General features: G+C 42.8%; 21 protein-coding genes. 6 read left to right on the top strand and 15 right to left on the bottom strand.

Annotated features, from left to right (window positions below; genetic code table 11):
* Positions 1–16 precede the first annotated feature (16 nt).
* From K6V30_RS16235 to K6V30_RS16245, 3 genes are read right to left on the bottom strand one after another with little or no spacing between them, the layout of a single operon-like run.
* Positions 17–295, bottom strand: coding sequence for a hypothetical protein (locus K6V30_RS16235; protein ID WP_010538029.1), 279 nt, complete (start codon positions 293–295; stop codon positions 17–19).
* Positions 292–1,086: an ABC transporter permease gene (locus tag K6V30_RS16240; RefSeq protein ID WP_010538030.1), complete on the bottom strand. Its 795-nt coding sequence runs from the start codon at positions 1,084–1,086 to the stop codon at positions 292–294. The genes K6V30_RS16235 and K6V30_RS16240 overlap by 4 nt, the downstream gene beginning before the upstream one ends.
* Positions 1,087–1,120: 34 nt before the next feature.
* Entirely contained in the window at positions 1,121–1,741 is a 621-nt protein-coding gene (locus K6V30_RS16245; protein WP_010538031.1) for an ABC transporter ATP-binding protein, read from the bottom strand.
* Between the two features lie 86 nt (positions 1,742–1,827).
* On the opposite strand from K6V30_RS16245, the gene K6V30_RS16250 reads away from it, so the two are divergent.
* The 3 genes from K6V30_RS16250 to K6V30_RS16260 all read left to right on the top strand — a co-directional run bounded on the left by K6V30_RS16250 (position 1,828) and on the right by K6V30_RS16260 (position 4,481).
* The gene (locus tag K6V30_RS16250) at positions 1,828–2,370 is read left to right on the top strand and encodes a ferredoxin domain-containing protein (RefSeq protein WP_010538032.1); all 543 of its coding nucleotides are present in this window, start codon (positions 1,828–1,830) and stop codon (positions 2,368–2,370) included.
* Between the two features lie 70 nt (positions 2,371–2,440).
* Positions 2,441–3,556: an agmatine deiminase family protein gene (locus K6V30_RS16255; RefSeq protein ID WP_055268878.1), complete on the top strand. Its 1,116-nt coding sequence runs from the start codon at positions 2,441–2,443 to the stop codon at positions 3,554–3,556.
* 40 nt (positions 3,557–3,596) lie between these two features.
* Positions 3,597–4,481, top strand: a complete 885-nt coding sequence (locus K6V30_RS16260) for a carbon-nitrogen hydrolase (protein WP_010538034.1) — start codon at positions 3,597–3,599, stop codon at positions 4,479–4,481.
* Positions 4,482–4,579: 98 nt separating this feature from the next.
* Here K6V30_RS16260 and K6V30_RS16265 read toward each other — a convergent pair whose 3' ends face one another.
* The 4 genes from K6V30_RS16265 to K6V30_RS16280 all read right to left on the bottom strand — a co-directional run bounded on the left by K6V30_RS16265 (position 4,580) and on the right by K6V30_RS16280 (position 9,771).
* Complete coding sequence (locus K6V30_RS16265) at positions 4,580–4,969, bottom strand: GtrA family protein (protein WP_010538035.1); 390 nt, start codon at positions 4,967–4,969, stop codon at positions 4,580–4,582.
* Complete coding sequence (locus K6V30_RS16270) at positions 4,966–6,903, bottom strand: LTA synthase family protein (protein ID WP_055268877.1); 1,938 nt, start codon at positions 6,901–6,903, stop codon at positions 4,966–4,968. Before K6V30_RS16270 ends, K6V30_RS16265 begins: the two co-directional genes overlap by 4 nt.
* A 3-nt stretch (positions 6,904–6,906) precedes the next feature.
* Positions 6,907–8,670 (bottom strand): aspartate--tRNA ligase, encoded by a 1,764-nt coding sequence (gene aspS, locus K6V30_RS16275; protein WP_010538037.1) that lies wholly within the window; start codon positions 8,668–8,670, stop codon positions 6,907–6,909.
* A gap of 75 nt (positions 8,671–8,745) precedes the next feature.
* Positions 8,746–9,771, bottom strand: coding sequence for a diacylglycerol/lipid kinase family protein (locus K6V30_RS16280; RefSeq protein ID WP_010538038.1), 1,026 nt, complete (start codon positions 9,769–9,771; stop codon positions 8,746–8,748).
* A gap of 220 nt (positions 9,772–9,991) precedes the next feature.
* Here K6V30_RS16280 and spt point away from each other — a divergent pair, with 220 nt between their 5' ends.
* Positions 9,992–11,176 carry a serine palmitoyltransferase gene (spt, locus tag K6V30_RS16285; RefSeq protein WP_010538039.1) on the top strand — a complete coding sequence of 395 codons (1,185 nt, stop codon included), beginning with the start codon at positions 9,992–9,994 and terminating at the stop codon, positions 11,174–11,176.
* Positions 11,177–11,285: 109 nt separating this feature from the next.
* Here the strand turns inward: spt and K6V30_RS16290 are convergent, their stop codons facing one another.
* The 8 genes from K6V30_RS16290 to K6V30_RS16325 all read right to left on the bottom strand — a co-directional run bounded on the left by K6V30_RS16290 (position 11,286) and on the right by K6V30_RS16325 (position 21,312).
* Positions 11,286–11,633, bottom strand: coding sequence for a lipocalin-like domain-containing protein (locus tag K6V30_RS16290; RefSeq protein WP_010538040.1), 348 nt, complete (start codon positions 11,631–11,633; stop codon positions 11,286–11,288).
* A gap of 31 nt (positions 11,634–11,664) precedes the next feature.
* On the bottom strand, positions 11,665–12,033 hold the full coding sequence (locus K6V30_RS16295) for a hypothetical protein (RefSeq protein ID WP_010538041.1): 369 nt from the start codon (positions 12,031–12,033) through the stop codon (positions 11,665–11,667).
* 607 nt (positions 12,034–12,640) lie between these two features.
* Positions 12,641–12,958 carry an ABC transporter permease gene (locus K6V30_RS16300; protein ID WP_055268876.1) on the bottom strand — a complete coding sequence of 106 codons (318 nt, stop codon included), beginning with the start codon at positions 12,956–12,958 and terminating at the stop codon, positions 12,641–12,643.
* 76 nt (positions 12,959–13,034) lie between these two features.
* A complete protein-coding gene (locus K6V30_RS16305; RefSeq protein ID WP_055268875.1) occupies positions 13,035–15,365 on the bottom strand; it encodes an ABC transporter permease in 2,331 nt (776 codons plus the stop codon).
* 15 nt (positions 15,366–15,380) lie between these two features.
* Entirely contained in the window at positions 15,381–17,726 is a 2,346-nt protein-coding gene (locus tag K6V30_RS16310; RefSeq protein WP_055268874.1) for an ABC transporter permease, read from the bottom strand.
* 18 nt (positions 17,727–17,744) lie between these two features.
* Positions 17,745–18,419, bottom strand: a complete 675-nt coding sequence (locus K6V30_RS16315; RefSeq protein ID WP_010538045.1) for an ABC transporter ATP-binding protein — start codon at positions 18,417–18,419, stop codon at positions 17,745–17,747.
* A 115-nt stretch (positions 18,420–18,534) separates the two neighbouring features.
* Positions 18,535–19,785 carry an efflux RND transporter periplasmic adaptor subunit gene (locus K6V30_RS16320; RefSeq protein ID WP_010538046.1) on the bottom strand — a complete coding sequence of 417 codons (1,251 nt, stop codon included), beginning with the start codon at positions 19,783–19,785 and terminating at the stop codon, positions 18,535–18,537.
* A gap of 54 nt (positions 19,786–19,839) precedes the next feature.
* Positions 19,840–21,312, bottom strand: coding sequence for a TolC family protein (locus tag K6V30_RS16325; protein WP_010538047.1), 1,473 nt, complete (start codon positions 21,310–21,312; stop codon positions 19,840–19,842).
* A gap of 229 nt (positions 21,313–21,541) precedes the next feature.
* Here K6V30_RS16325 and K6V30_RS16330 point away from each other — a divergent pair, with 229 nt between their 5' ends.
* Both K6V30_RS16330 and K6V30_RS16335 read left to right on the top strand, forming a co-directional pair.
* The gene (locus tag K6V30_RS16330; protein WP_010538048.1) at positions 21,542–22,918 is read left to right on the top strand and encodes a sigma-54-dependent transcriptional regulator; all 1,377 of its coding nucleotides are present in this window, start codon (positions 21,542–21,544) and stop codon (positions 22,916–22,918) included.
* Positions 22,915–24,192 (top strand): sensor histidine kinase, encoded by a 1,278-nt coding sequence (locus K6V30_RS16335; protein WP_055268873.1) that lies wholly within the window; start codon positions 22,915–22,917, stop codon positions 24,190–24,192. The genes K6V30_RS16330 and K6V30_RS16335 overlap by 4 nt, the downstream gene beginning before the upstream one ends.
* The last annotated feature ends 114 nt before the right edge of the window (positions 24,193–24,306 follow it).

Raw genomic sequence — 24,306 nt, forward strand, 5'->3', positions numbered from 1 at the left:
GGAAGCGAATCTCCTTTTATTTGTGAAACTTCATCTGCACCTTATTTTTCAGTGCATATCGCTCATCCACGACTTTGTTTGTAGGAAAGAAAGTGAAAATAAGACGCCACTCTCCTTCTGTATAGACAAATTTGCGACCGCTTGCACCACGAAGAATTGCCCGGTATTTCTCCCATAAGAAGGTCTCGATACGTTCCGGCATTTCATTTCCAATTGCCGGGAACTCCACGGTAATGAAAAAATGCGGGATGGACAGTTCTGCTACTTTTTGGAATATCCGGTCAATGATTGTCATTTCTTCGTTTCTTTCGTTACTTCCAACAGTTTCCCGTATGCATCAAAGGAGCGTCGGGAAGCCAGTGAAATGGTTATCATCAGTGATAACATAGATGCCGTAAAGGTGATTACCATGATCATCATCTGATATTTAATCGCTACATTCGGACTACTGCCTCCCAGAATCTGTCCGATCATCGTACCCGGAAGAGCGACCAGTCCCATCACTGCAATATTCGCGATCAAAGGGCTGAACGACTTGATAATAGCTTGTTTTATAAAGGGAGCCTGAGCTTCCTGCCGTGTGGCACCGTTCCCCAATAAATAGCGATACAACTGCTGTTCCCGTTTCAATCCGCTATAATAGGTATTCAATGCGATCACATTACTCGAAAGCATATTTCCCATTAAAATTCCAAATACCGGAATAAAGTATTGAGCGCTGAATATGTTATCCAGCTGGAGGACAATACCGATAAAATACAATCCCACCACTACCACACTGCAAAAAAAGCCTACCGAGATAGGGATCAGCAGAATGCTCCGTTTCAGTTGAGTACGTACCAGTGCTGTCTGCCCGGCAACGAATATCATAATAATCACCCAAAGGAAATTGATCCAAGGATTATTCCATAAGAAAAGATATTTCAGATAGATGCCGATAAAAAACAACTGGACAATCATTCGAAGCGTACCTGTCACAGCAGGTTTCAGCAAACCGGTCCTGAATTTCCAGAGATAAAAGAATGGAATGGCAAGCAAAAGCAGGCCGATAAACAAATTATAGTATGATATGTCGATGGTTCCCAAAATAAATCCCCTTTATGCTAGTATTAAATTTCGTTTATAGTTCTATTAAATAATGACAGCCCGAAGCAAAGTCTTTATCGTGGGATACAGCTAATACAGCCGCCCCCTTCTCTGCCTGCCGCCGGAAGAAAGCCAGCACTTTGTCCGTTGATCCGGCATCCAATGCCGATGTCGGTTCATCAATAATAATCAAAGGCTTGTTGAGCATGGCAGCTACCGCCAACATGATACGCTGCCGTTGGCCACCAGAGACTTCATTCACCCTCTTCGCATATAAATCATGCTCCAGTCCCAACTCATCAAAATAATCATAAAGCCTCTCTTCCGAGAAAGGAGCAGAACGATTAATTTTCAGGTCAAACGGAAGAGCCACCATTTCCTTTACCCATTCAAAGGGTAAAGCCAATTCCTGTGGAATCCATGCAATCTGCCGGCGGACTATATCAATCGTTGATTTGTCCAGCAAGGTATCCCCTACTTTGATAGTCCCTTCCTTCAAAGGAACAAAACCCATCACCGCATTCAGCAATGAAGTCTTTCCGCAACCGGACTGTCCTACAATACAGGCCGTTTCTCCCCTCTCCAGATTCAGATTTAACCCGGAGAAAAGCACTTCTGTCCCAAAAGCGATACAAGCATTGTTGATATGTAGCATGGTGTTTTCAATTCTTTCTTTCCGGCAAAGGTACTATTTTCTTGAAAAACGTTATCTTTGCCTCACTAATTAATTCGAGAAAAGTTATGATACTGAATGAAAGAGATGCCCGTCACGAGCATATATTACAGGTAGCACGCCAGATGATGACCGCCGCACGTACTGCTCCGAAAGGGAAAGGAATAGATGTCATTGAAGTGGCTTTGATCACGGATGAAGAAATCAAACTGCTGTCGGACAAAATGATAGCTATGGTAGAAGAACACGGCATGAAGTTTTTCCTTCGGGATGCCGACAACATCCTGAGTGCCGAATGTGTTGTACTGATAGGTACACGCGAACAAGCGCAAGGATTGAATTGCGGACATTGCGGATTTGCGACATGTGCCGGACGTACGGAAGACGTCCCCTGCGCATTGAACAGCATCGATGTAGGCATCGCCATCGGTTCCGCCTGTGCCACAGCAGCCGATATGCGTGTAGACACACGTGTCATGTTCTCAGCCGGACTGGCAGCACAACGCCTTCATTGGCTGAAAGACTGCAAGATGGTTATGGCCATTCCGGTAAGTGCGTCTTCAAAGAATCCGTTCTTCGACCGGAAACCGAAACAGGAAGCTAAAGCATAACAGATGTGTCAAAAGGATGATACATCCTCATTTTATAAACTGATTTTATAACTAAATAGATTATAATCTAATGGGAATCATGGTTGGACTTCCCAGCCCCAGCGGCTCGGAAAAAGATTTGCAATTGAACTTTGGTAAGAATATGACTGTACAGGTAGAGATGAGAGCACCTCATCTGCCTGCCGAATGGCACTTGCAAAGCGGCATACAGCTGACATGGCCGCATGCCGGTACAGATTGGGCCTATATGCTGACAGAAGTACAAGAATGCTTTGTAAACATTGCCAAAGAAATAGCAAAGCGTGAGTTATTATTAATTGTGACTCCTGAGCCCGAAGAGGTTAGGAAGCAGATTGCCTCTACCGTAAACATGGACAATGTACGCTTTCTGAAATGCGAAACGAACGATACATGGGCACGCGACCACGGAGCTATCACCATGATAGATACCGGCAACCCTTCCCTGCTCGACTTTACCTTCAATGGCTGGGGATTGAAATTTGCCTCCGAGCTGGACAATCTGATCACCGGACAGGCCGTAAAAGCCGGAGCTCTGAGAGGTCAGTATATCGACTGCCTGGACTTCGTTCTTGAAGGAGGCTCTATCGAAAGTGACGGCATGGGCACACTGCTTACCACCACCGAATGCCTGCTCTCTCCCAACCGGAACGGAAAACTGAATCAGGTAGAAATAGAAGAATACCTCAAATCAACTTTCCATCTGCAAAAAGTGCTTTGGCTGGATCACGGCTATCTGGCCGGCGACGATACCGACAGTCACGTCGATACCTTAGCGCGTTTCTGTTCCACAGACACCATTGCCTACGTAAAATGTGACAACAAAGAAGACGAGCATTATGAAGCATTGCGTGCCATGGAGGAACAATTAAAAACATTCCGTACATTGGCAGGAGAACCCTACCGCCTGCTGGCGTTGCCAATGGCAGACAAGATAGAAGAAGACGGTGAACGGCTGCCTGCCACCTATGCCAATTTCCTGATTATGAATGATGCCATCCTTTACCCTACTTATCAGCAGCCGGATCATGACCGGAAAGCGGCAGAAGTATTGCAGCAGGCATTCCCTGAACACGAAATCATCGGGATTGACTGCCGGGCATTAATCAAACAGCACGGTTCCCTGCATTGTGTTACGATGCAATATCCGTTAGGCGTTATCCTATAACGGACTTTTCAGTCAATCAGCATATTAATAATTATTCATCATGAGAAAGATAAAAGTAGGATTAATCCAACAATCCAATACCGCAGACATTCGGGTGAACCTGATGAACCTTGCTAAAAGCATTGAAGCGTGTGCCGCTCATGGAGCGCAACTGATCGTGCTGCAGGAGCTGCACAATTCGCTTTATTTCTGTCAGACAGAAAACACCCATCTGTTTGACCTTGCTGAACCTATTCCCGGACCATCCACAGGCTTCTACTCCGAACTGGCAGCTGCCAATAAAGTAGTGCTCGTTGCTTCACTCTTTGAAAAACGTGCGCCGGGACTGTATCACAACACGGCTGTCGTTTTCGACCGCGACGGAAGCATTGCCGGAAAATACCGGAAAATGCACATTCCGGATGATCCGGCCTATTATGAGAAGTTCTATTTTACTCCCGGAGACATCGGTTTCGAACCCATTCAGACTTCCCTGGGGAAACTGGGCGTACTGGTATGCTGGGATCAATGGTATCCGGAAGCTGCCCGACTGATGGCTCTGAAAGGTGCCGAACTTTTGATCTATCCTACCGCCATCGGCTGGGAAAGCAGCGATACGGATGACGAAAAAGCCCGTCAGCTCAATGCATGGATTATCTCCCAGCGTGCTCACGCAGTTGCAAACGGGCTTCCGGTTATCTCCGTCAATCGTGTAGGACATGAATCCGACCCTTCCGGGCAAACCAACGGTATCCAGTTTTGGGGAAACAGTTTCGTAGCCGGACCACAGGGAGAGTTTCTGGCACAGGCAGGCAACGATTGTCCGGAAAATATAGTCGTTGAAATAGACATGGAACGTTCGGAGAACGTCCGCCGTTGGTGGCCCTTCCTCCGCGACCGCCGAATTGATGAATATGACGGGCTGACCAAACGGTTTCTGGATTGAAGAATGACACCATGAACGATAGATAAAACAATACAGAGGTCCGCAAGAGCAGAAGCCTGAACGGCAACTCTTGCGGACCTCCGCACTTATATCCTCTTTTATTGGAAAGTAATCTTCTTATTAGCGATAAAATTAGCGGCCCCGTAGATAAACAATCCCAAGAACTGAGCCAGATACTCATTGACATCCAACCCTTCTACCAACAAAACAAGGAATAAAAACTGCGCAGTGTAAGCTACACCGAAGGCAGAACAGAAAAACAATATTTGTTTCCATACATTGTTCTTCCTCTTTTCTACAGGAAATATCCAATACTTGCACCAGATAAAATTATGAATCTGGGCTATAACATACGCTGTTACGTTAGCTACCATATAGTCTCCTTCGAATGACATTTCTCTCATCATCAGCCACACAACAAGGGCCATGATCAAAGCATTCATCGTTCCGATGACTATAAAGCGAAATATGCGCACCGATTCTTTCATTTCACCACAAGTTCGTCGTTATTCATCCGTATCATGTACTGCTGGATGATTGCTTTCAGTTCATCCTCCATCGACTGCTGCACATCCACCTGTCCCAGAAGATTATGTTCCAACAGTTTATCCGTCTTGAATGCATACATGGCTACGGTGTTCCGGCCATCAAACTGCAATAAATAATCACCTTTAAAGAACTGATAGATTCCATTGATATAGTTGACAGCATAAGTATCCTCGGCAGGCGTATTCAGCAAATCACATCCAAAGGAAACGAAAGGCTTGTCGTACCCTAAATAGCCCAATACGGTAGGCATAATATCAATCTGCTGGGCAATCACGTCTTTGCGGAAACCTTTCAAGTCACTTCCCGGCTGATAAAACACGACAGGAACAGAGAACAATCCGCTCTCCGTCTCATATTCCGGACGTTCCGGAGAGTTTGTATGATCTGCTGTGAAAACGAACAGAGTATTCTTGTACCACGGTTCTTTTGATACCTTTTCGAAGAATAATTTCAAAGCATTGTCCGTATATCCGATACACTGGCGAATAGGTTTGTTTCCTTTCGGGAAAACACCTTCGTATTCCGCCGGAACTGCAAACGGATGATGGGAAGAAAGGCTGAACAGTGCAGCAGCAAAGGGTTGCTGAAAGCCAGACAAGGTATTGCCAAAGAACTGGAAAAACTTCTCATCCCAAATTCCCCAATGGCCGTCAAAATCCTTGTTGTCCGGATTAGCCTCATTATACTCCGTACGACCGAAGTAATGAGTATATCCTGCCGTCCGCGCAAAAGCCTCGAATCCCATGGAACCGTTATCCGCCCCATGAAAGAAAGCGGTATAATATCCTTTTTTACCCAGTTCTCCGCCTATACTGGATACTGTATTCAAGGAAGAAGGCGTCAGAAAGAACGGCTCTATAAACATCGGGATTCCCGATAATACGGAAGGCATTCCATCGATACTTTTCATTCCGTTAGAGAATGAGTATTTAAAAGTCAGCCCTTCAGCCATCAATGAGTCAAGGAAAGGCATATAGCCCTTGTATGTCCCATTGTCCAGTTCTTCATTCAGGAAGCCGCTGTTCTCTTTGCTGAAACTTTCCAGAATAAAGACAACGACATTCAGCGGTCGGAACTGTACACTATCTGCAGGCATGTGCACGGGAGTGTACAAAGCCTCCATTTTCTCTTTATCGAAGTATTGAGGGATGGCAAATGAAGTCTTCCCAAACGTACGGAAGATAGAAAAAGGCGTATTCAGTACGATTCCCGTCTCCATCGGGCGGTCTACATACTTATTGGCGTTGCTGATTGTAATAGGACGAACCATACCGGTAAATCCACCGCGCATTCCGCCGATGCACAAGTACACTCCAAGCGCCAAAGTAAGCAAATGAACGCCATAATAAAGCGGCAGGCGGTCTACCTTTACCGGCTTCGGCTTGCGATACAGCTTGAACAGGGCATACCCGAAGGCAATGGCAAACAGAGTCAGATACCAATGATTCACCAATTCTGTCCCTATAATACCTCCCAGATTCCCCTCATTCTTGAATTCACTGAATACAGACGCGGTCGTTCTCCGATGCGTATATTGGAAATAAACCGTATCCATCAGGTTCATTATAATGACAATCAGGTTGGTTGTCACAAAAATCCCCTTGGTTATCTTCTGATATACCGCATTTTCCTTATAATGCAATGGAATCAGCATCAAGAAGATATACAAAAGATTCGTATAAAGAATAGCTGAAGTATCAAACAGGAATCCTCCTTCAAACATCCTCCAGATTCGTCCGGCAGTAAGATCGGAAAAAGCCTTCAGATTTTCTATCAAAAAGATGACACGACAGAGAATAAAGCACCCCATCACCAATAATAAATTAATTATAAGTGACAGGGTGGTATTATAAAGAGAACGATATTTGTTCATCGTTTACTTATTTTCTTTGATATCAACGATCAGGTTGAGTTCATCAAGTTGAGTCTGATCAATTTCAGAAGGAGCATCCAACATTACATCACGTCCTGAGTTATTTTTCGGGAATGCGATACAGTCGCGGATAGAATCCAGACCAGCGAAAAGAGAAACCCAACGATCGAGTCCGTATGCCAGACCACCGTGAGGAGGTGCACCATACTTAAATGCGTTCATCAGGAAGCCGAACTGAGCCTGTGCCTTCTCCGGAGTGAAGCCCAGAATCTCGAACATTTTGGCTTGCAACTGGGCATCGTGAATACGAATTGATCCTCCACCAACTTCCACACCGTTGACAACCATATCATAAGCATCGGCACGTACGGCAGCCGGATCAGTATCCAGCAATGGAATATCTTCTTCTTTCGGATGTGTAAACGGATGGTGCATAGCCATCAGACGGCCTTCTTCCTCGCTCCATTCGAACATCGGGAAGTCAATAACCCAAAGGCAAACAAATTTATTCTTATCACGCAATCCCAACTGTGCTCCCATCTCCAGACGGAGTTCGCAAAGTTGCTTACGTGTTTTCATCACGTCGTCACCGGACAGAATCAGGATCAAATCACCCGGCTTGGCACCAAATGCTTCTTTCATCTGTTGCAGCACTTCTTGTGTATAGAACTTGTCCACACTCGATTTCACCGTACCGTCTGCTTCTACACGAGCATAAACCATACCTTTCGCACCAATCTGAGGCTTCTTGACGAATTCAGTCAGAGCATCCAGTTGCTTGCGGGTATAAGTTGCCGCTCCTTCTGCACAGATACCGCCTACATAAGCAGCATTATCGAATACTGAGAAACCATGTCCTTTCATGATATCCATCAGCTCTACGAACTTCATGCCGAAACGCAAATCCGGTTTATCGCTACCATAATATTTCATAGCGTCTGCCCAAGGCATACGCTGGAACGGTTCAGTCAGTTCAACGCCACGAAGCGTCTTGAACAGATGTTTGGCCATTCCTTCAAAAGTAGAGATGATATCTTCCTGCTCTACGAAACTCATTTCACAGTCAATCTGTGTAAATTCCGGTTGACGGTCGGCACGCAGGTCCTCGTCACGGAAACACTTTGCAATCTGGAAATAGCGGTCGAAACCGGACACCATCAGCAACTGCTTCAGAGTCTGCGGAGATTGAGGAAGTGCATAAAATTGTCCGGGATTCATACGTGAAGGCACCACAAAGTCACGTGCACCTTCCGGAGTAGAGCCGATCAATACAGGGGTTTCTACTTCTATAAAGCCCAGACTATCAAGATACTTGCGAACTTCGATCGTCATCTTATGACGTAATTCCAGATTAGAACGCACGGCATTACGACGCAAATCCAGGTAACGGTATTTCATGCGGATATCATCGCCGCCGTCTGTATTATCCTCAATCGTAAACGGAGGAGTCATGGCAGTATTCAGAACGTTCAGTTCGGAAACGATAATTTCAATGTCTCCTGTAGGAATGTTTGCGTTCTTGCTGAAACGTTCATTCACTGTTCCTGTGATCTGAATGACGAATTCACGACCCAGTTTATTGGCACGGTCGCAAAGTTCAGCATTAATTTCTTCATTAAAAACCAATTGGGTGATACCGTAACGGTCGCGAAGGTCAATGAAAGTCATACCTCCCATTTTACGGCTGCGCTGTACCCATCCAGACAGCGTGATTTGTTTATTTACATCGGAGATTCTCAGTTCTCCACATGTGTGCGTTCTGAACATATTTTCTAATATTTATGATATTTTTCGTTAAGTAGCTTGCAAAAGTACACAATAAATCAGAATTCGGCATTTATTTCAGACTTTCTTTGTCAGCTTTTTCAATATTTTCTTGTTTTTGTCTGTTATATTGTCCACGATTGCCTCGTTAATCAGCTTTATTCCGTTCACATATTCCTGTGCCCTCTGCAGAACATTGGCTGCATCTTTTTCTTCTGTCTTCGGAACCACTACCCGCAGTCCGCTTTTGATAAGTTCGATATTCACTTCTGCCTCCGTCTGCATCGGATCACCGTCAAAATGCACGACTCCCGGTGCAGCCCGGCGGATGCACAACTTCTTACAACGGAATGTCTTGATCCGACTGTTTTGATCGATTGTTTTATTGAATAACTGAAAAGCGAGCGAAGGCACATCCAGAACGGTGAAAGGTTCCAGAATCGTCACATCCAGCAAACCGTCCGTCAATGTAGCCTGCGGGGCTATATAGGCATTATTTCCATATTGTGATGCGTTTCCGCAGGCAATCAGAAAAGCTTTATACTTACTGACTCCGTTTTCTGTTTCCAGTTCATACGTTTCGGGCTGATACTTAAGACTTTCCTGCAATGTCTTTTCCAGATAGGTCAACGGTCCGCGCTTACCGGCATGGGCAAACTTCAAACTGACAAATGCATCGAACCCTACTCCACACGTACAAAAGAAATCTGTGCCGTTGATCTTACCATAGTCTATTGTATCCAGACACCCCTCGTTCAGCACTTCCAGTGCCTTTTTAGGTTCCATGGGTATATGCAGATGCCGGGCCAGTCCATTACCCGATCCGCATGGAATAATTCCTAATGCGGTATCCGTATGTACCAGCGAACGAGCTATTTCATTAATTGTTCCGTCCCCCCCGATAGCGACCACCACGTCTGCTTTCTCTTCCGCAGCTTTGGCGGCTATCTCTACTGCATGACCGGCCCTTTCTGTATACACTACTTCCCAAGTGTATCTCGCCTTATCTATTTTTTCATCCAGCAAGCTAAGAATCAATTCTTTACTTTGTGTTCCCGAAATAGGATTGACGACGAATATTATTCTTTTCATTCTTTCGTTCATGCTAATCTTTGTCAATTGTAGACGACAAAAGTAATACAAATATATTAAATTTTGAGCTATTAGAGGTTTCTAATCTCATGAGAGCAACTTTTTTCTTTTAAAAAGAACAGATAAAAGCAAATTTTGTTATCTTTGCCCCCTGTTTTAAACACTTGTTAAGATAAAAGGAAATTGGATCATCAGCGAATGATCTGAGTATGAGTATAATAAATTATAATTCATGGGATTATTACAAGAGAAGTTAGCTAAATACGACCTGCCACAGAAATTTATGGCACAGGGCGTTTACCCATATTTCCGTGAGATTGAGGGAAAGCAGGGTACAGAAGTAGAAATGGGCGGACAACATGTGTTAATGTTCGGGTCCAACGCGTACACTGGCCTTACGGGAGATGAAAGAGTGATTGAAGCAGGTATCAAAGCCATGCGTAAATACGGTTCCGGTTGTGCCGGTTCACGTTTTTTGAATGGTACGCTCGACCTTCATGTTCAACTAGAAAAAGAACTGGCTGCCTTTGTGGGCAAAGATGAAGCACTCTGCTTCTCTACCGGTTTTACGGTTAATTCCGGCGTTATCTCATGTCTGACTGACCGCAATGATTATATTATATGTGATGACCGTGACCACGCATCTATCGTAGATGGCCGCCGTCTCTCATTCTCTCAGCAATTAAAATACAAGCACAACGATATGGCGGATCTGGAAAAGCAACTTCAGAAGTGCAATCCGGATTCAGTCAAACTGATCATAGTAGACGGTGTGTTCTCTATGGAAGGTGATTTGGCTAATTTGCCCGAAATCGTTCGTCTGAAACACAAATACAATGCTACCATCATGGTAGACGAAGCTCACGGTCTGGGTGTATTTGGAAAACAGGGACGTGGTGTTTGCGATCATTTCGGTCTGACTCACGAGGTAGACCTGATCATGGGTACTTTCAGCAAGTCACTGGCTTCCATCGGTGGTTTCATCGCCGCTGATTCTTCTATCATCAACTGGCTGCGCCATAATGCACGTACTTATATTTTCAGTGCATCCAATACTCCGGCAGCAACAGCTTCTGCTTTGGAAGCTCTGCACATCATCCAGAATGAACCGGAAAGACTGAACGCTCTGTGGGAAGCAACCAACTATGCTTTGAAGCGTTTCCGTGAAGCCGGTTTCGAGATTGGCGCTACCGAATCTCCCATCATTCCTCTTTACGTACGTGATACGGAAAAGACTTTCATGGTTACCAAATTAGCTTTCGACGAAGGTGTATTCATCAATCCGGTTATTCCACCGGCATGTGCTCCACAGGATACATTGGTACGTGTGGCACTGATGGCTACTCACACTAAAGAACAGATAGACAGTGCGGTAGAAAAGTTAGTAAAAGCTTTCAAGGCTTTAGACCTTTTGTAGTCAGCACTTAATACCTTATAAAAAGAAGCTGCTTTCCTCTTTGTCATATTTTCGGGAAAGTAGCTTTTTTTATTTTTATACGTGAAGGTATTTCACTTCCCTGGTCATTTTATTTCTGTTTCGCATAACGGATTTCCATCCCCTGATTATCCAGAATCAAAGAATCGGGCGTCAGTTTCTTGATAGCCATCGTGTCTGCAAATTCAATTGTCTGTCCATTGCCAATACTTTTTCCTGTCAGAACCAATTGGTCTCCTTCTTGTTTCCAACTTTCATAGACCAGTGTAGCCATATTGACAGAAGAAGCAATACCACCCTCCTCTATATTAATGCCTTGTACTTGTCCTTCCATTCCCGGTACCGGTTCTACCCATGCACCCACAATTGATGTGGAGTTGCCCCCGCAAGCAGCCAATAAGCTCGTCAACAGAGTGGCTGCCAACATTTTCTTTTTCATTTTTCTTGTTACAGTTAGATTATAAATAAAATTAGTTGTCCGATTCGGCCTTTTTACCAATCACCGTCACTTTCTTTGCTGTAGGTATCGTACTCGATCCCGGTTCTTCCTCTTCTTCGATATAGTCCACCCGAACCGTATCTCCTGATTCGAAACCACTGACATCGCCCGGTTCCTGATCCATTGTACTGACAAACAGGGTATCTCCTTCTAGAGTGACCAGCATGAAATTATGCATGGAAGCATCTCCTACTACTCCGGTTATTGTTTTCTCTTCTTCTGTTGGGGCAACAGTCAGACTATCTACATTTTCTTGTTCCGTAGTCTGCCCACTTTTCGACTGACATGCACTAAAACCAATCAAAGCAATAAGCCATATAAAAACTCTCATCTTGTTCATATGTATTCCATTTGAAATAAAATAAAGAATATTGCAAAGATAATTTTTTCTAATGATCTTCTCTTATAAAAGCAGAAAATCATTTCATTTTAAATACGAAATAACTTATGGAAGCATAAGTTGCCAATGCACCGCCATTACCGGACACGCACCATCCAACCTACTGTATATTAACCCATATGATACGGGCTTTAATAGTATAACAAAGCCTTATTAATAAATTTTGTAAGGTACATACTCTCGTTCCATGTACGTGAAGCGTTCGGATCACGTATGTGAGCCCATGGAATCATGCACGTAAAACGATGGGACCACGTACGTGAAACGAAGCGATGTTACTGGCAAAAAACAATAAACAAGCATTGATAGCACCTTAAAGAACAGATCATTTAGTACTAAATGTCGTAGCTGGGCTCCGGTAAATACAGTCGTTCCAGCAAACAAAACAAGGTAGCAAAAGTGACGGTAAGAATCCTCTCAGATGTTACCATCACCTTGCCGTCACCGCTTGCCATTACTCCTATTTATTTGATTTATAAAGATTTAGTAAGAAAAGTGACGGATGACGGCAAAAAAGGACGTTTTTATCTTCCAGTAGTATCTTACTTTATTCACTTTTCATTATCAATGCCGGATTGATGCGGACAGCTTTGCGTACCTGCCAGAGTAATGTACCCAGAGAGACAAGCAAAGTAAGGATGAAGCCTGTCACAAAAATCCCTGCTCCTATCGGAGCCTTCACTGCAAAGTCTTTAGTATAGTCATCAATAATATAATAGACCAAAGGAATAGCGATGACAAATGAGGCTCCCAAAATATAAAGATACTTTTTACCAAATAATAAAGCAACTTGCCTGCCTGTGGCACCATTCACCTTACGTAATGCAATCTCCCGATACCGTTGACGAATAACATTAATCACCATATATAAGTTCTGAAGCGGAATAAAGTCCTGATAGCAGACAATTGGTTCTTCATATTACTTTTATTTAATAATGATGTTATTCGCTCTTGATTACTTCTGCCGGATTTTGGCGGGCGGCTTTCCATACTCTCCAGATGATGCTAAGAAATATAATAAGTAGCATACCGGCAAATATTCCTCCATACATCCAAAAGCTTATCGGCGTCTGCTTTACATATCCTTCAAGCCAGTGTTTCATAATGAGGTAGCCTAATGGGAAGGCCGTGAATGACGAAATGATAAGGAGAATCAGATACTCTTTAAAGAATAAATTCAAAATAACCTTTACACTTGCACCGTTTACTTTCCGAATAGCAATTTCTTTCCGGCGCTGTTCGCATGATAACGTCACTAAGGAAAATATACCAAATACGGCAATGATGATACAGATAAAAGAAACAACACTCAGCAACTTAATCATCGTATTTTCCGACTTCATAAAATCGTTATACCTCTCTTCCATATTAATCAGAAATAGGTCTGCATTCGGATTGACCTTATGTGCCTCTTCTTTTAGTTTTTTAGAAACGGTACTCCATGTACCTTCCTTAAACTTAAAAATGAAATTCCCTCTATCCTTATTACTACCCAAAGAGAAAACAGCGGGAGTCACCGGATGTATGGGAGCATTATAACAGATATCCTTAATAACTCCCTTTACCGTACATACCTCATCAATGCCCATACGTATTTTCTTTCCTATCGGCTGATTCCATCCGAAAGCCTTTACAGCAGACTCATTCACTACAACCGCCTCTTTTCCGTCTTTCTCATCCAGCATACTGCCTTCAATAAGTCCGACCTGGAAAAAGTCTGCAAATTCCTGATTGATTGTTTCACTCTCTACATTTACGCGTTGTTCTTTATCGGTTTGACCTTCCCATTCATTTACTTCATGTGTAGAAAATATCATTTTAGGGATAGGAGTATAAAAGCCATACAGACGTTCTGTGATATCAGGCATCTGATCCAGTATTTTCTCAAACGGAACATTCTCAAATCCATAAGTAGAACCAATTACTCCTACATTATGCCTTTCCAGTCCGAGCTCATTAGAATTCAACAGGTAGTTTAACTGCTTCATCATGACCAAAGTGCAAAATACAAAACCGATACTAATAAAGAGTTGAAACAAAATACTTACTTTATAAAACCAACCGGAAAGATGAAGATTTGATTTGTGTCTGATACTGTCAAGCAAAGTCCGTTTGTTGGCATAGTATACAAATATGGCAGCAACTCCCGTTGTCATCACAAGCAACGACAGGATATACAGACTTACTTCACCATAGAAAAATGAAGTACTCTCGTCAATCTGCGACAAGCGTTTAAAAACAGGCAGGGTCAGTTCGAGCAACATAGCTCCTATGCCCGATGATATAACAAGTAACAATATCAATTCAGAAAGAAGCAATGACAACAGGCCGGCATTGGAAGCCCCGTTCACTTTTCTCAATGCCAATTCGCGTTTACGCATCCGAATACGGGTAATCAGCATCGTTAAATAATTGCATAGTCCACAGATGATAACTAAAACCCCAATACATGCAAAAAGACGCACATGATTCAACTTGACATTCACATTTTCTTGTGGATGAGTACTTCGTAATGTTGACAAGAGAGCGATAGGAGTAGATATGGTCTGCTCATGCGAATCTTGTTGTACCTTATATTCTGCCAGTCTCTGTTCCAACGCTTTTATGTCGGTATCGGGGTAAACACGGAAAAGAGTATGACATTGCTGCCTTCCCCAATGTGCTTCCCAGTCTGGATAAGGTAGTAGAATATCAAAAGGATATATAGAGTGCCCTTCCCACGACTTCACAACCGCGACAATTGTCATTTCCGCATGATCATTTTCCGGTAAGGTTATTTGCTTGCCAATTGGTAATTCATCTCCGAATATTCGTTTGGCCGCTTTATCAGTTATAGCAATCTGGTTCTTTCCCAGCCTTAACTGATTATCTCCATTCAACACAGTTATGTTGAACATAGAGACAAAGCTGGAATCGACATTTAACTGCATCATCTGATACTCTGTCTTCTGATATAGTACCGGCTCCGCTTCAGAACCTGCCATCACATGACATGCTTTCTCCACCTCCGGGCAGTTCTTATCCAAATAATCTGCCAATAAACTGGATGAAAGATAAGAAAAGCCATCTCCCTGCAATGCAAATTTATTGCCTGCCAAGTAGATGCGTTCTGATCCCTCATGAAAGTCATCATACGTCATTTCATAACGTATCCACAGCACTGATAACGCAAAACAGGTAAAACCAATTGCCAGACCGACAATACTTACGATACTCTGCGTTTTGTACTTTATCAGATTACGAAAAGCTATTTTCAAATAATGATATATCATAGCATTGTGTTTATGTTATTCGCTTTTGATTATTTCTGCCGGATTTTGGCGGGCAGCTTTCCATACTCTCCAGATGATGCTAAGTAAAAGAATAATAGCTACCACCACAAAGATACCTATGTATATCCAGCCATCTATTGCCGTTTGCCTTACATAATTATCAATCCATTTCCTCATCACAGCGTATCCTACAGGGAATGCAATAACAGCAGCAATGATCAGCAACAATAAATATTCCCGGAAAAACAGATGGAGGATATGACGAATTTGTGCTCCATTCACCTTTCGTATAGCTATTTCTTTTTGTCGTTGTTCACAAGAGAGCGTCACCAATGAGAAAACTCCGAATACAGAAATAATAACGCAAACCAACGATACAAAACCCAACAGCTTCATCAGTGCATCTTCAGAGCGGAGATGTTTATTGTATTCCTCTTCTTCATTGAACAACCGCATATAGGCATTCGGAAATTCTTCTTTGTGCAGCTTCTCTATAGCCGCACGACATTCATTCCACATACCTTCTCTAAATTTAAAAAGAATGCTGGCACGATTCAACAGATATTCTTGTGCTTTAGGATGCTGAAAGGCAACCAGCCCGGGTTCACTCGTAGGAGGCCGGTAACTTAAGTTCCTGACTACTCCAACGACCTTGTATCCACGGCGTTGACCATTCTGCTCATAATAGAAGCTTTTGCCCAAAGCTTGTTTCCACCCAAACTTGTGGCACGTATTCTCATCTATCACAACTTCATTTCCTTGATTCTTGTCTGATATAAACTCCCCTTCAAGTAATTTCAAATCATAGAATTGAAAGAACTCTTCTTTGCCAGGTAACATGCCGACAGTTACAGCTTCTTCCACCACTTTCGGCGAATCATCCCAGTTGTTTATCTCGACATACATCATCGGTCCTGTAGGAATAATCGGGAAATATGAAGGAGGCAAAGTCTCCGTTACCATAGGCAAAGCCGCTATCTTTCCCGGCCATTGCTTAATGTCTCCATTCCACAAGGCTACATTGCCAATATTATGACGCTCCATCCCTAAATCCGTATTCTTCAGAAAATAAAGCTGCTTCATCATGACAACCGTACAAAAGATAAAAGCAAGACTGACAACCAACTGCATGATGATTCCTATCTTACGAAACAAATAAGGTCTGGCAGTTACCACCTTCCCTTTGATCGCTTCCTGCAACGTCCGACGACGAAAATAAGATAACGGAATCTGCGCAAACAGGAAAGACAAGATGATTACAACCAGAAGATACACCATAATCTCCCCGTAGTAGGAACCAGCCTCTATCTGCGTAAAATTCAGGAATCGGGACATACTCAGTTCTATCATCAACAGTCCGCATAGCAGGGCAATGCATAAAATCAGGAACAGTTCAATGCCAAACTGAACCGACAAGGAGGCATTACTCGCACCATTTACTTTACGAAGTGCCATCTCACGACTGCGCATGCAGAGCCGACTGATATAAAGCGTCAGGTAATTGAATAACGAACAGATGATAACCAATCCGCCTGCCAATGAGAAGTAAAAAATATAACTGAAAGAAATGACGACATCTACTTTGGAAACATAATCCGAATAACGCAAAGCTGAAACAGGTGTTATCAGCAGTTTCGAGAGTTCACTTTCCTTGGGGATATTCAACAAATCGATGCTATCTATCTTCTTTTGAAAAGTATCCCTGTCCACTCCTGCACGAACACGAACAAACAACTGTTCTCCTTTGCTGCCCCAACGTGGATAATGTCTTGCCGAAACCAATACACTGTATGGTATATTAGAATGACGGGACCATCCGCTCACAATGGCACCTATCTTACGGGAACGTCCGTTCAACTCCACTTCTTTTCCCAAAGCATCTTCTTCATTACCGAAAAGTTTTCGGGCAAACTCCTCTGTAATAGCAATTTCCGGGTCATTCTCCTTCAGGAAGTTGACCGTACCTTTCAGCAACTGTATATTGAAAAAGTTCATGAAAACAGAATCTGCCGCAGCCATTACTACTTCGTGCTCATTATCTCCCATACGAAATTTCATTTCCCGATATATGGAAGTGGAAGCAGCAACTTCAATCTCCGGCATTTTCTCCTGCAAATAACTCGATAAAGGGTAAGGAGTGGAATTGGATATGCTACCCGGAGAATCAGTATAATGCGCACGTACCATATAGATACGGTCGGCTCCCTCATGGAAAGTGTCGTAAGTCATTTCATAACGAATCCATAAGACAGACAGCGCAAAACAAGTGAAACCGACAGCTAATCCAATGATACTGACAAGGGTCTGTGTCTTGTATTTTGCCAAATTGCGAAAGGCTACTTTCAAATAGTGTTTTATCATGATACCTTATTCAATATATTACATGCTGACTTCCGTTACTACCTGACCATCAAACAAATTAATGATACGGTCGGCATAACCTGCATCGTGCTGTGAGTGTGTCACCATAACAATGGTGGTTCCTTCTTTATTCAACTCACTCAATAGTCCCATCACTTCTTTGCCATTCTTTGAATCCAGATTACCGGTAGGCTCATCGGCAAGGATCAGTTTAGGATTGGCAACTACTGCACGGGCGATGGCAACACGTTGTTGCTGCCCTCCGGAAAGCTGTTGCGGGAAGTGTTTGCTACGATGAGTGATAGCCATCCGTTCCATAGCAGTCTCAACTCTCTTTTTACGTTCGGAAGCTGAGATACCCATGTAGAGCAGAGGCAATTCAATGTTTTCATAGACATTCAATTCATCTATCAGATTGAAACTCTGAAAAACGAAACCGATTACCCCTTTGCGAAGACTGGTGCGCTGAGATTCTGTATACTTGGATACTTCGGTTCCATTCAGGTAATACTCCCCTCCTGTCGGATTGTCCAATAGTCCAAGAATATTGAGTAATGTTGACTTTCCACAACCGGAAGGTCCCATAATGGCAACGAACTCACCCTGTTTCACTTCGATGCTCACATTATTCAATGCCCAAGTTTCTACCTCTTCGGTCTTGAAAATCTTCTGTAAATTAATAGTTCTGATCATAATAGTATATTTAAAAAATTATAGCATTCATTCCTTATCTTGTGCTTCCACTAGTTTCTAAATACTACTTTAAAATAAAACTTTATCATAATATATTAAAATCGTGTCCGAGTTATTAATTTAATACCAACTCCTCCGCATCGCCAAAGGTATCATATCCCGTCGTAATTACCCAATCTCCCGGTTGTAAACCTTCTGTAATTTCGTATTGCTGCGGATTCTGGCGACCAATACTTAATGGTGCACGGATCGCTTTTGTCCTCGAAGCGTTCACTTTATAAATCCATTGTCCTCCCGTGGACTGATAAAAATTGCCGCGTGGAATAATGAGCGCCCGTTCCGGTTGCCCCAGTTCTATCTGCACACGGAAACTCTTACCAACCCGCACATTATCGGGCATATCCCCCGTAAAGACCAGATCAACATCAAACATACGATCTTTTACCTCAGGTACCACTTTCGTTATTTTCAACGGGTATTTCTTTCCCTGATAATTGACAGTGGCCGGAAGCCCGGTAGTTATCCGGTCAATATAATATTCGCTAAGCGAAGTATGTATCTTATATTGATCGAGTACCTTTATTTCAGCAATGCTTTCACCGGAAGAAACCTGTTGGCCCGGAGTAACTCTGACAAAGCTAAGTTGTCCTTTTACAGGAGCCGTCACCACCAGATTATCCAATCGCTCGTGAGTACGTTCATATTTTTTGCGTTCCCGTTCCCGATCATTGCGAATCAACTCTTTACGAATCATCGTAACGGCAGAATCATGTCGCAAACTTTCTTGTTGCAAGGCTGCGTTTTTCTGCTTATAGTTATACTCATCCTCAGCAACTTGCAGTTGTGCCTTACTCTTTACTCCCATTTGAAATTCTTCCCGATCAAGGGCTATGCTCTTTTTCAGTCGTTCCAGCTCGTAACTGTTCGTCAGAGCTTGTTGCTTCAAGTTAAGGCTCTTCTGCTCCATCTCTATCTCCTGTTCCTGATAGGTAATCATTTGCTTCTCCCATTCGTCACGCTGGTCTTCAATGCTGCGAAGCAAATCCGGATTGGAAAGGATAAGAATGGTATCTCCCTGCTGAAGCAGACTTCCTTCCTCGCCAACGATGCTTTCAACGCTTCCTGCTTCACGGGTGTTGACTTTAATGGTCAATATCGGCTGAATCAGTCCTTCTACATCTACATATTCCATAAAATTATCCTCTTTGACTTCCGCTATCTGAACATTCTCGGCGTCAATACGCAATTTTCGGGGACCTAATGACAAGATAACTACATAACCCAGAAAGGCGGCAAATAAAAGACCTCCCATCAGATAGTATCTATAACGAATGTACCACGGTTTCTTTTCTAATTTTATATCCATGATCTTATATGGTATTTTGTGTTTTTATTGGTTATATATTCAATCATTAATTTTCTATTCAATAAGAAGATTATAATCCTCTGTCAGCTGTTCATTCCGTTCGAAATCATAAAGTGTCATACTGCGGAGCGTATAGTATAAACTCCAGTAATTGTATAAAGCCGAAACATAATTACGGCGGGCACTATCTTTTTCTGAAATAGAAGCATTTAAGTCGAGGATGGTAGACTTCCCCAATATATAAAGCTTACGGGCAACTTCATTTCTTCGTTGAGCCGTTTCGTCTGTGCGGGCGGCAATACGCACCCGCTGTGTCTGCAGATTAAATTGTTTCACTAATTTGCGGATATTCAGTTCAAAATCCGTCCGGTTTTGTTCCACCTGAGTATAAACCAGGTCACGGTTAGAACGCGCTACCCGCACCTGCCCTTTACCGCGTCCCCAATCTAAAATAGGAAGAGAGATACTCAGGCTAACATATTGTTGATCCAGCAGATTCCGATAAGCATCCGGCAGGTTATCGGCAGTCTGCGTCAAACCGAAACGAAGATATATGTCTGCTTTCAAACCTGCATTAGAACGGGCTCTTGCCACGGCACTTTCACTTTCCAGTTTCCGACGTTTCATCGTTTGAATGTCCGGACTGTTTTCGTACGCCAATGCCAGTGCTTCATTCAGATTGACACTGAAATCCGGAACCTGCGGACTGATACGTACACGAAGCTCACGGTCTTCTTGTATACCCAGATAAGAACGGAGTTCCTGCATACAATTATCCATTTCGATACGGGCATTCATACGATTTGTTTCTTCTGTCAAGCGATTGAGTTCCAGTTGCAGCATTTCATTCTCTGTAATCGTACCTATATTATAACGCCCTTGGGCATAGCGATATAATGTATCGGCATTGGCATAATTAAAAGAAGCAATGTCATAATTACTTTGTGCAGTGGCCAATGCGAAGAATTTATTAATCGCATTGGCAGAAACCAATTCTAATGTCTCCACATAACTCTTCTTTGCCTCCTGATAGCGCACCGGTTCAATGCGTTTATCCCATTTCAGACTATTGTAACCAAAAAGAGACTGACGATATCCTATCATCACGGGTGAAGTTTGCCACGAATATTTATGTTCGCTAAATAAATCCATACGCTGGGCAGAAGTTTCAAGAAAGAGAGAACCTCCGGTCCAAGGGATGTTTTGTGAAAGATTCAAAGTGAGGTCTGTATTCAACAAATTCTGTTCGACAAACTTAACCGAACCATCTCCCATCGTTATTTTATTAATAGCACGATTAAGGTTGGGATCGGATGATAAATTCAAAGAAGGCAAATAATTAGCACGATAATATTTATAGTTCCAGTAAGAAGACCGGAAACTGTGACGGGCAGTCTGTGCATCGGGAGATTCTAGCCGTGCCATATTCACCACTTGTTCCAAAGTCAACTCCATGGTTTGATTTTGAGCAGCCAGTAATCTTGTCGACAAAATTCCAATAGTTATATAGATTATTCTCAGGTTCATTCTTCGTTTTATTTACTATTTGCTATTCAAAACCTATGCCATTGCTATATCACTCTATATATCAGCAATATACGATTTAACAGTCATAACAACATGTGTGCAGATACGCACAAATTTAGTGCGCAATCGCACATACAGCACATGATTATTATCTATATCTTTGCCCTTGGAACATAACATCCATCAAAAGTATGAATGAAAAACGACGAATCTAACAGATTACTGAGATATGGAAGAAGTAAACAAATTAGGTAAGATACTTATAGTAGACGACAACGAAGATGTACTCTTCGCTCTTAACCTGTTGCTGGAGCCTTATACGGAAAAGATAAAAGTAGCCACTACTCCCGACCGTATCGAACATTTTATGACGACCTTCCAGCCCGATCTTATTTTATTGGATATGAATTTCAGCCGCGATGCTATTAGCGGACAGGAAGGGTTTGAAAGTTTGAAACAAATATTGCTAATCGATCCGCAAGCTATTGTCATTTTTATGACAGCATACGCAGATACGGATAAAGCTGTACGAGCGATTAAAGCCGGTGCGACAGATTTTATTCCCAAGCCGTGGGAAAAAGAAAAACTATTGGCAACGTTAACCTCCGGTATACGGTTGCGTCAATCTCAGCGAGAAGTTACTATCTTAAAAGAACAAGTAGAAGTACTCAGCGGTCAAAGTTCTCCGGAAGGAGATATTATCGGCGAATCTCCCGCTATGCAGGAAGTCTTCACAACCATCAACAAGCTAAGCAACACGGATGCCAACATTCTGATTCTGGGCGAAAACGGAACCGGCAAAGACGTAATTGCCAGACTCCTGTACCGCTGTTCACCGCGATACGGCAAGCCATTTGTAACCATCGACCTGGGAAGTATCCCCGAACAATTATTCGAAAGCGAACTATTCGGATTTGAAAAAGGCGCTTTCACCGATGCCAAAAAGTCAAAGGCTGGCCGGATGGAGGTGGCCACCAATGGCACTTTATTTTTGGATGAAATCGGCAATCTTTCACTTCCCATGCAGTCGAAGCTGCTTACAGCTATCGAAAAGCGCCAGATCAGCCGTTTGGGAAGTACACAAGCCGTGCCTATTGATGTCCGCCTGATTTGTGCCACAAATGCAGACATTCGCCGCATGGTAGATGAAGGAAGCTTCCGTCAGGACTTACTATACCGTATTAATACAATTGAAATACATATCCCACCGCTACGCGAACGTGGAAATGATGTTATTCTGCTCGCCGAATATTTTCTGGACCGCTACGCACGCAAATATAAAAAGGAAATGCGCGGTCTGACACGAGAAGCCAAAAACAAACTGCTGAAATATACATGGCCAGGCAATGTGCGGGAGTTGCAACATACGATGGAACGTGTAGTAATCTTGGGAGACGGTTCTTTATTAAAACCCGAAAACTTCCAATTCCACGCTACCCCCAAACAAAAGAAGGAGGAAGAGACCGTTTTGAACCTGGAACAAATTGAACGACAAACCATTGAAAAAGCCATGAAACTTAGTGAAGGGAATATTTCCCGTGCTGCCGAATATTTAGGTATTACCCGTTTTGCCTTATATCGCAAACTTGAAAAACTAGGCTTATGAAACGATTTGCAATCAGAGTGGTTTTACACATTTTATTGATAGTATTGCTTTCTATCGGTAGCTATCTGTTATTTCAAAAACAGTTATGGTTCAGTACTACTATTTGCATGATATTGCTGATAATTACCGCCGTGCATCTCTACCGCATGCAGTTCAAGCAAATCGCTCTTTTGCGACGGCTGACAGACGGCCTTCGCTATAATGATATGATGCAAACTTTTCACCCGCCTTTCAAAAATAAAATAATGAATGAATGGGCGGAGGAACTTTCGGATACTTTAAAAGACTTTCGGGGAAAGTTACTGGCAGAAGAGATTAAGCACCAATACTACGAAAACTTATTGAATAAGGTAGATACGGCAGTACTTGTTGCCGACAAAGCCGGGCATATAGAATGGATGAATCAGGCAGCCGTCACTCATTTAGGACAAATATCTCAGTTACCGGAGAGCTTACTGAAAGCTTCTGCTACCAGTGATACACCTGTTATTCGTATCGAACAGAATAATACTGTGCTGGAAATGGCCGTCTCATGCACCACATTTGCCACTCAAGGAAGAGAACAGCAGTTGATCAGCTTAAAAAATATTCATTCGGTACTGGAACGCAATGAAATGGAGGCCTGGCAAAAGCTAATACGTGTACTGACTCATGAAATCATGAACTCTATCACACCTATCATCTCACTTTCGGAAACATTAAGTGAAAGAGGAATTCCCAGCCAACCCGGAGAGAAAGAATATTCTGTTATGCTGCAAGCCATGCAGACCATTCACAGGAGAAGTAAAGGATTACTAGAATTTGTAGAGAACTATCGCCGCCTGACACGAATCCCTACTCCTATCCGCACACAGATTTCTGTTGCAGAATTATTCACGGACTTAAAAAAGTTATTTCCGGAAGAAGAGTTTCAGTTTGAAGCTCCCTCACCCGAATTGAAATTAAATGCAGACCGGACACAAATAGAACAAGTTCTTATCAATCTGCTGAAGAACGCTCGCGAAGCATGTAATCGGAAACTTGATAAAAATATTCAGGTAAAAGTAAAAAAACTCTCTACCGGAAACACTGCATTAACGATATCTGACAATGGAGAAGGCATTCTGCCCGATGTGCTGGATAAAATATTTGTTCCTTTCTTTACTACCAAAACATCCGGTTCGGGCATCGGATTAAGTTTATGTAAGCAAATAATGACTCTACATGAAGGAAGTATCAATGTAAAATCGGAAGTAGGCAAAGGAAGCAGCTTTATCCTCACTTTTCCCAAATAAGAGTTATGGATATTTGTACCGTGATGTGCTATTTTTAAGATTATATTGAAAAAAGGTTGCGCTAAAAGCTATGAACCAAAAAACAAACTGCATAAACAAATGCAATAATATGCA

The organism is Bacteroides faecis (assembly GCF_020091505.1).
Classification (GTDB): Bacteria; Bacteroidota; Bacteroidia; order Bacteroidales; family Bacteroidaceae; genus Bacteroides; species Bacteroides faecis.

Bases quoted from the DNA above. Each gene is read 5' to 3' on its own strand.
- K6V30_RS16255 (WP_055268878.1), top strand. From the start codon at position 2,441: ATGGGAATCATGGTTGGACTTCCCAGCCCCAGCGGCTCGGAAAAAGAT.
- K6V30_RS16335 (WP_055268873.1), top strand. From the start codon at position 22,915: ATGAAACGATTTGCAATCAGAGTGGTTTTACACATTTTATTGATAGTA.
- aspS (WP_010538037.1), bottom strand. From the start codon at position 8,670: ATGTTCAGAACGCACACATGTGGAGAACTGAGAATCTCCGATGTAAAT.
- K6V30_RS16320 (WP_010538046.1), bottom strand. From the start codon at position 19,785: ATGGATATAAAATTAGAAAAGAAACCGTGGTACATTCGTTATAGATAC.
- K6V30_RS16250 (WP_010538032.1), top strand. From the start codon at position 1,828: ATGATACTGAATGAAAGAGATGCCCGTCACGAGCATATATTACAGGTA.
- K6V30_RS16280 (WP_010538038.1), bottom strand. From the start codon at position 9,771: ATGAACGAAAGAATGAAAAGAATAATATTCGTCGTCAATCCTATTTCG.
- K6V30_RS16325 (WP_010538047.1), bottom strand. From the start codon at position 21,312: ATGAACCTGAGAATAATCTATATAACTATTGGAATTTTGTCGACAAGA.
- K6V30_RS16330 (WP_010538048.1), top strand. From the start codon at position 21,542: ATGGAAGAAGTAAACAAATTAGGTAAGATACTTATAGTAGACGACAAC.
- K6V30_RS16305 (WP_055268875.1), bottom strand. From the start codon at position 15,365: ATGATATATCATTATTTGAAAATAGCTTTTCGTAATCTGATAAAGTAC.
- K6V30_RS16315 (WP_010538045.1), bottom strand. From the start codon at position 18,419: ATGATCAGAACTATTAATTTACAGAAGATTTTCAAGACCGAAGAGGTA.
- K6V30_RS16260 (WP_010538034.1), top strand. From the start codon at position 3,597: ATGAGAAAGATAAAAGTAGGATTAATCCAACAATCCAATACCGCAGAC.
- K6V30_RS16245 (WP_010538031.1), bottom strand. From the start codon at position 1,741: ATGCTACATATCAACAATGCTTGTATCGCTTTTGGGACAGAAGTGCTT.
- spt (WP_010538039.1), top strand. From the start codon at position 9,992: ATGGGATTATTACAAGAGAAGTTAGCTAAATACGACCTGCCACAGAAA.
- K6V30_RS16295 (WP_010538041.1), bottom strand. From the start codon at position 12,033: ATGAACAAGATGAGAGTTTTTATATGGCTTATTGCTTTGATTGGTTTT.
- K6V30_RS16310 (WP_055268874.1), bottom strand. From the start codon at position 17,726: ATGATAAAACACTATTTGAAAGTAGCCTTTCGCAATTTGGCAAAATAC.
- K6V30_RS16300 (WP_055268876.1), bottom strand. From the start codon at position 12,958: ATGGTGATTAATGTTATTCGTCAACGGTATCGGGAGATTGCATTACGT.
- K6V30_RS16270 (WP_055268877.1), bottom strand. From the start codon at position 6,903: ATGAACAAATATCGTTCTCTTTATAATACCACCCTGTCACTTATAATT.
- K6V30_RS16290 (WP_010538040.1), bottom strand. From the start codon at position 11,633: ATGAAAAAGAAAATGTTGGCAGCCACTCTGTTGACGAGCTTATTGGCT.
- K6V30_RS16265 (WP_010538035.1), bottom strand. From the start codon at position 4,969: ATGAAAGAATCGGTGCGCATATTTCGCTTTATAGTCATCGGAACGATG.
- K6V30_RS16235 (WP_010538029.1), bottom strand. From the start codon at position 295: ATGACAATCATTGACCGGATATTCCAAAAAGTAGCAGAACTGTCCATC.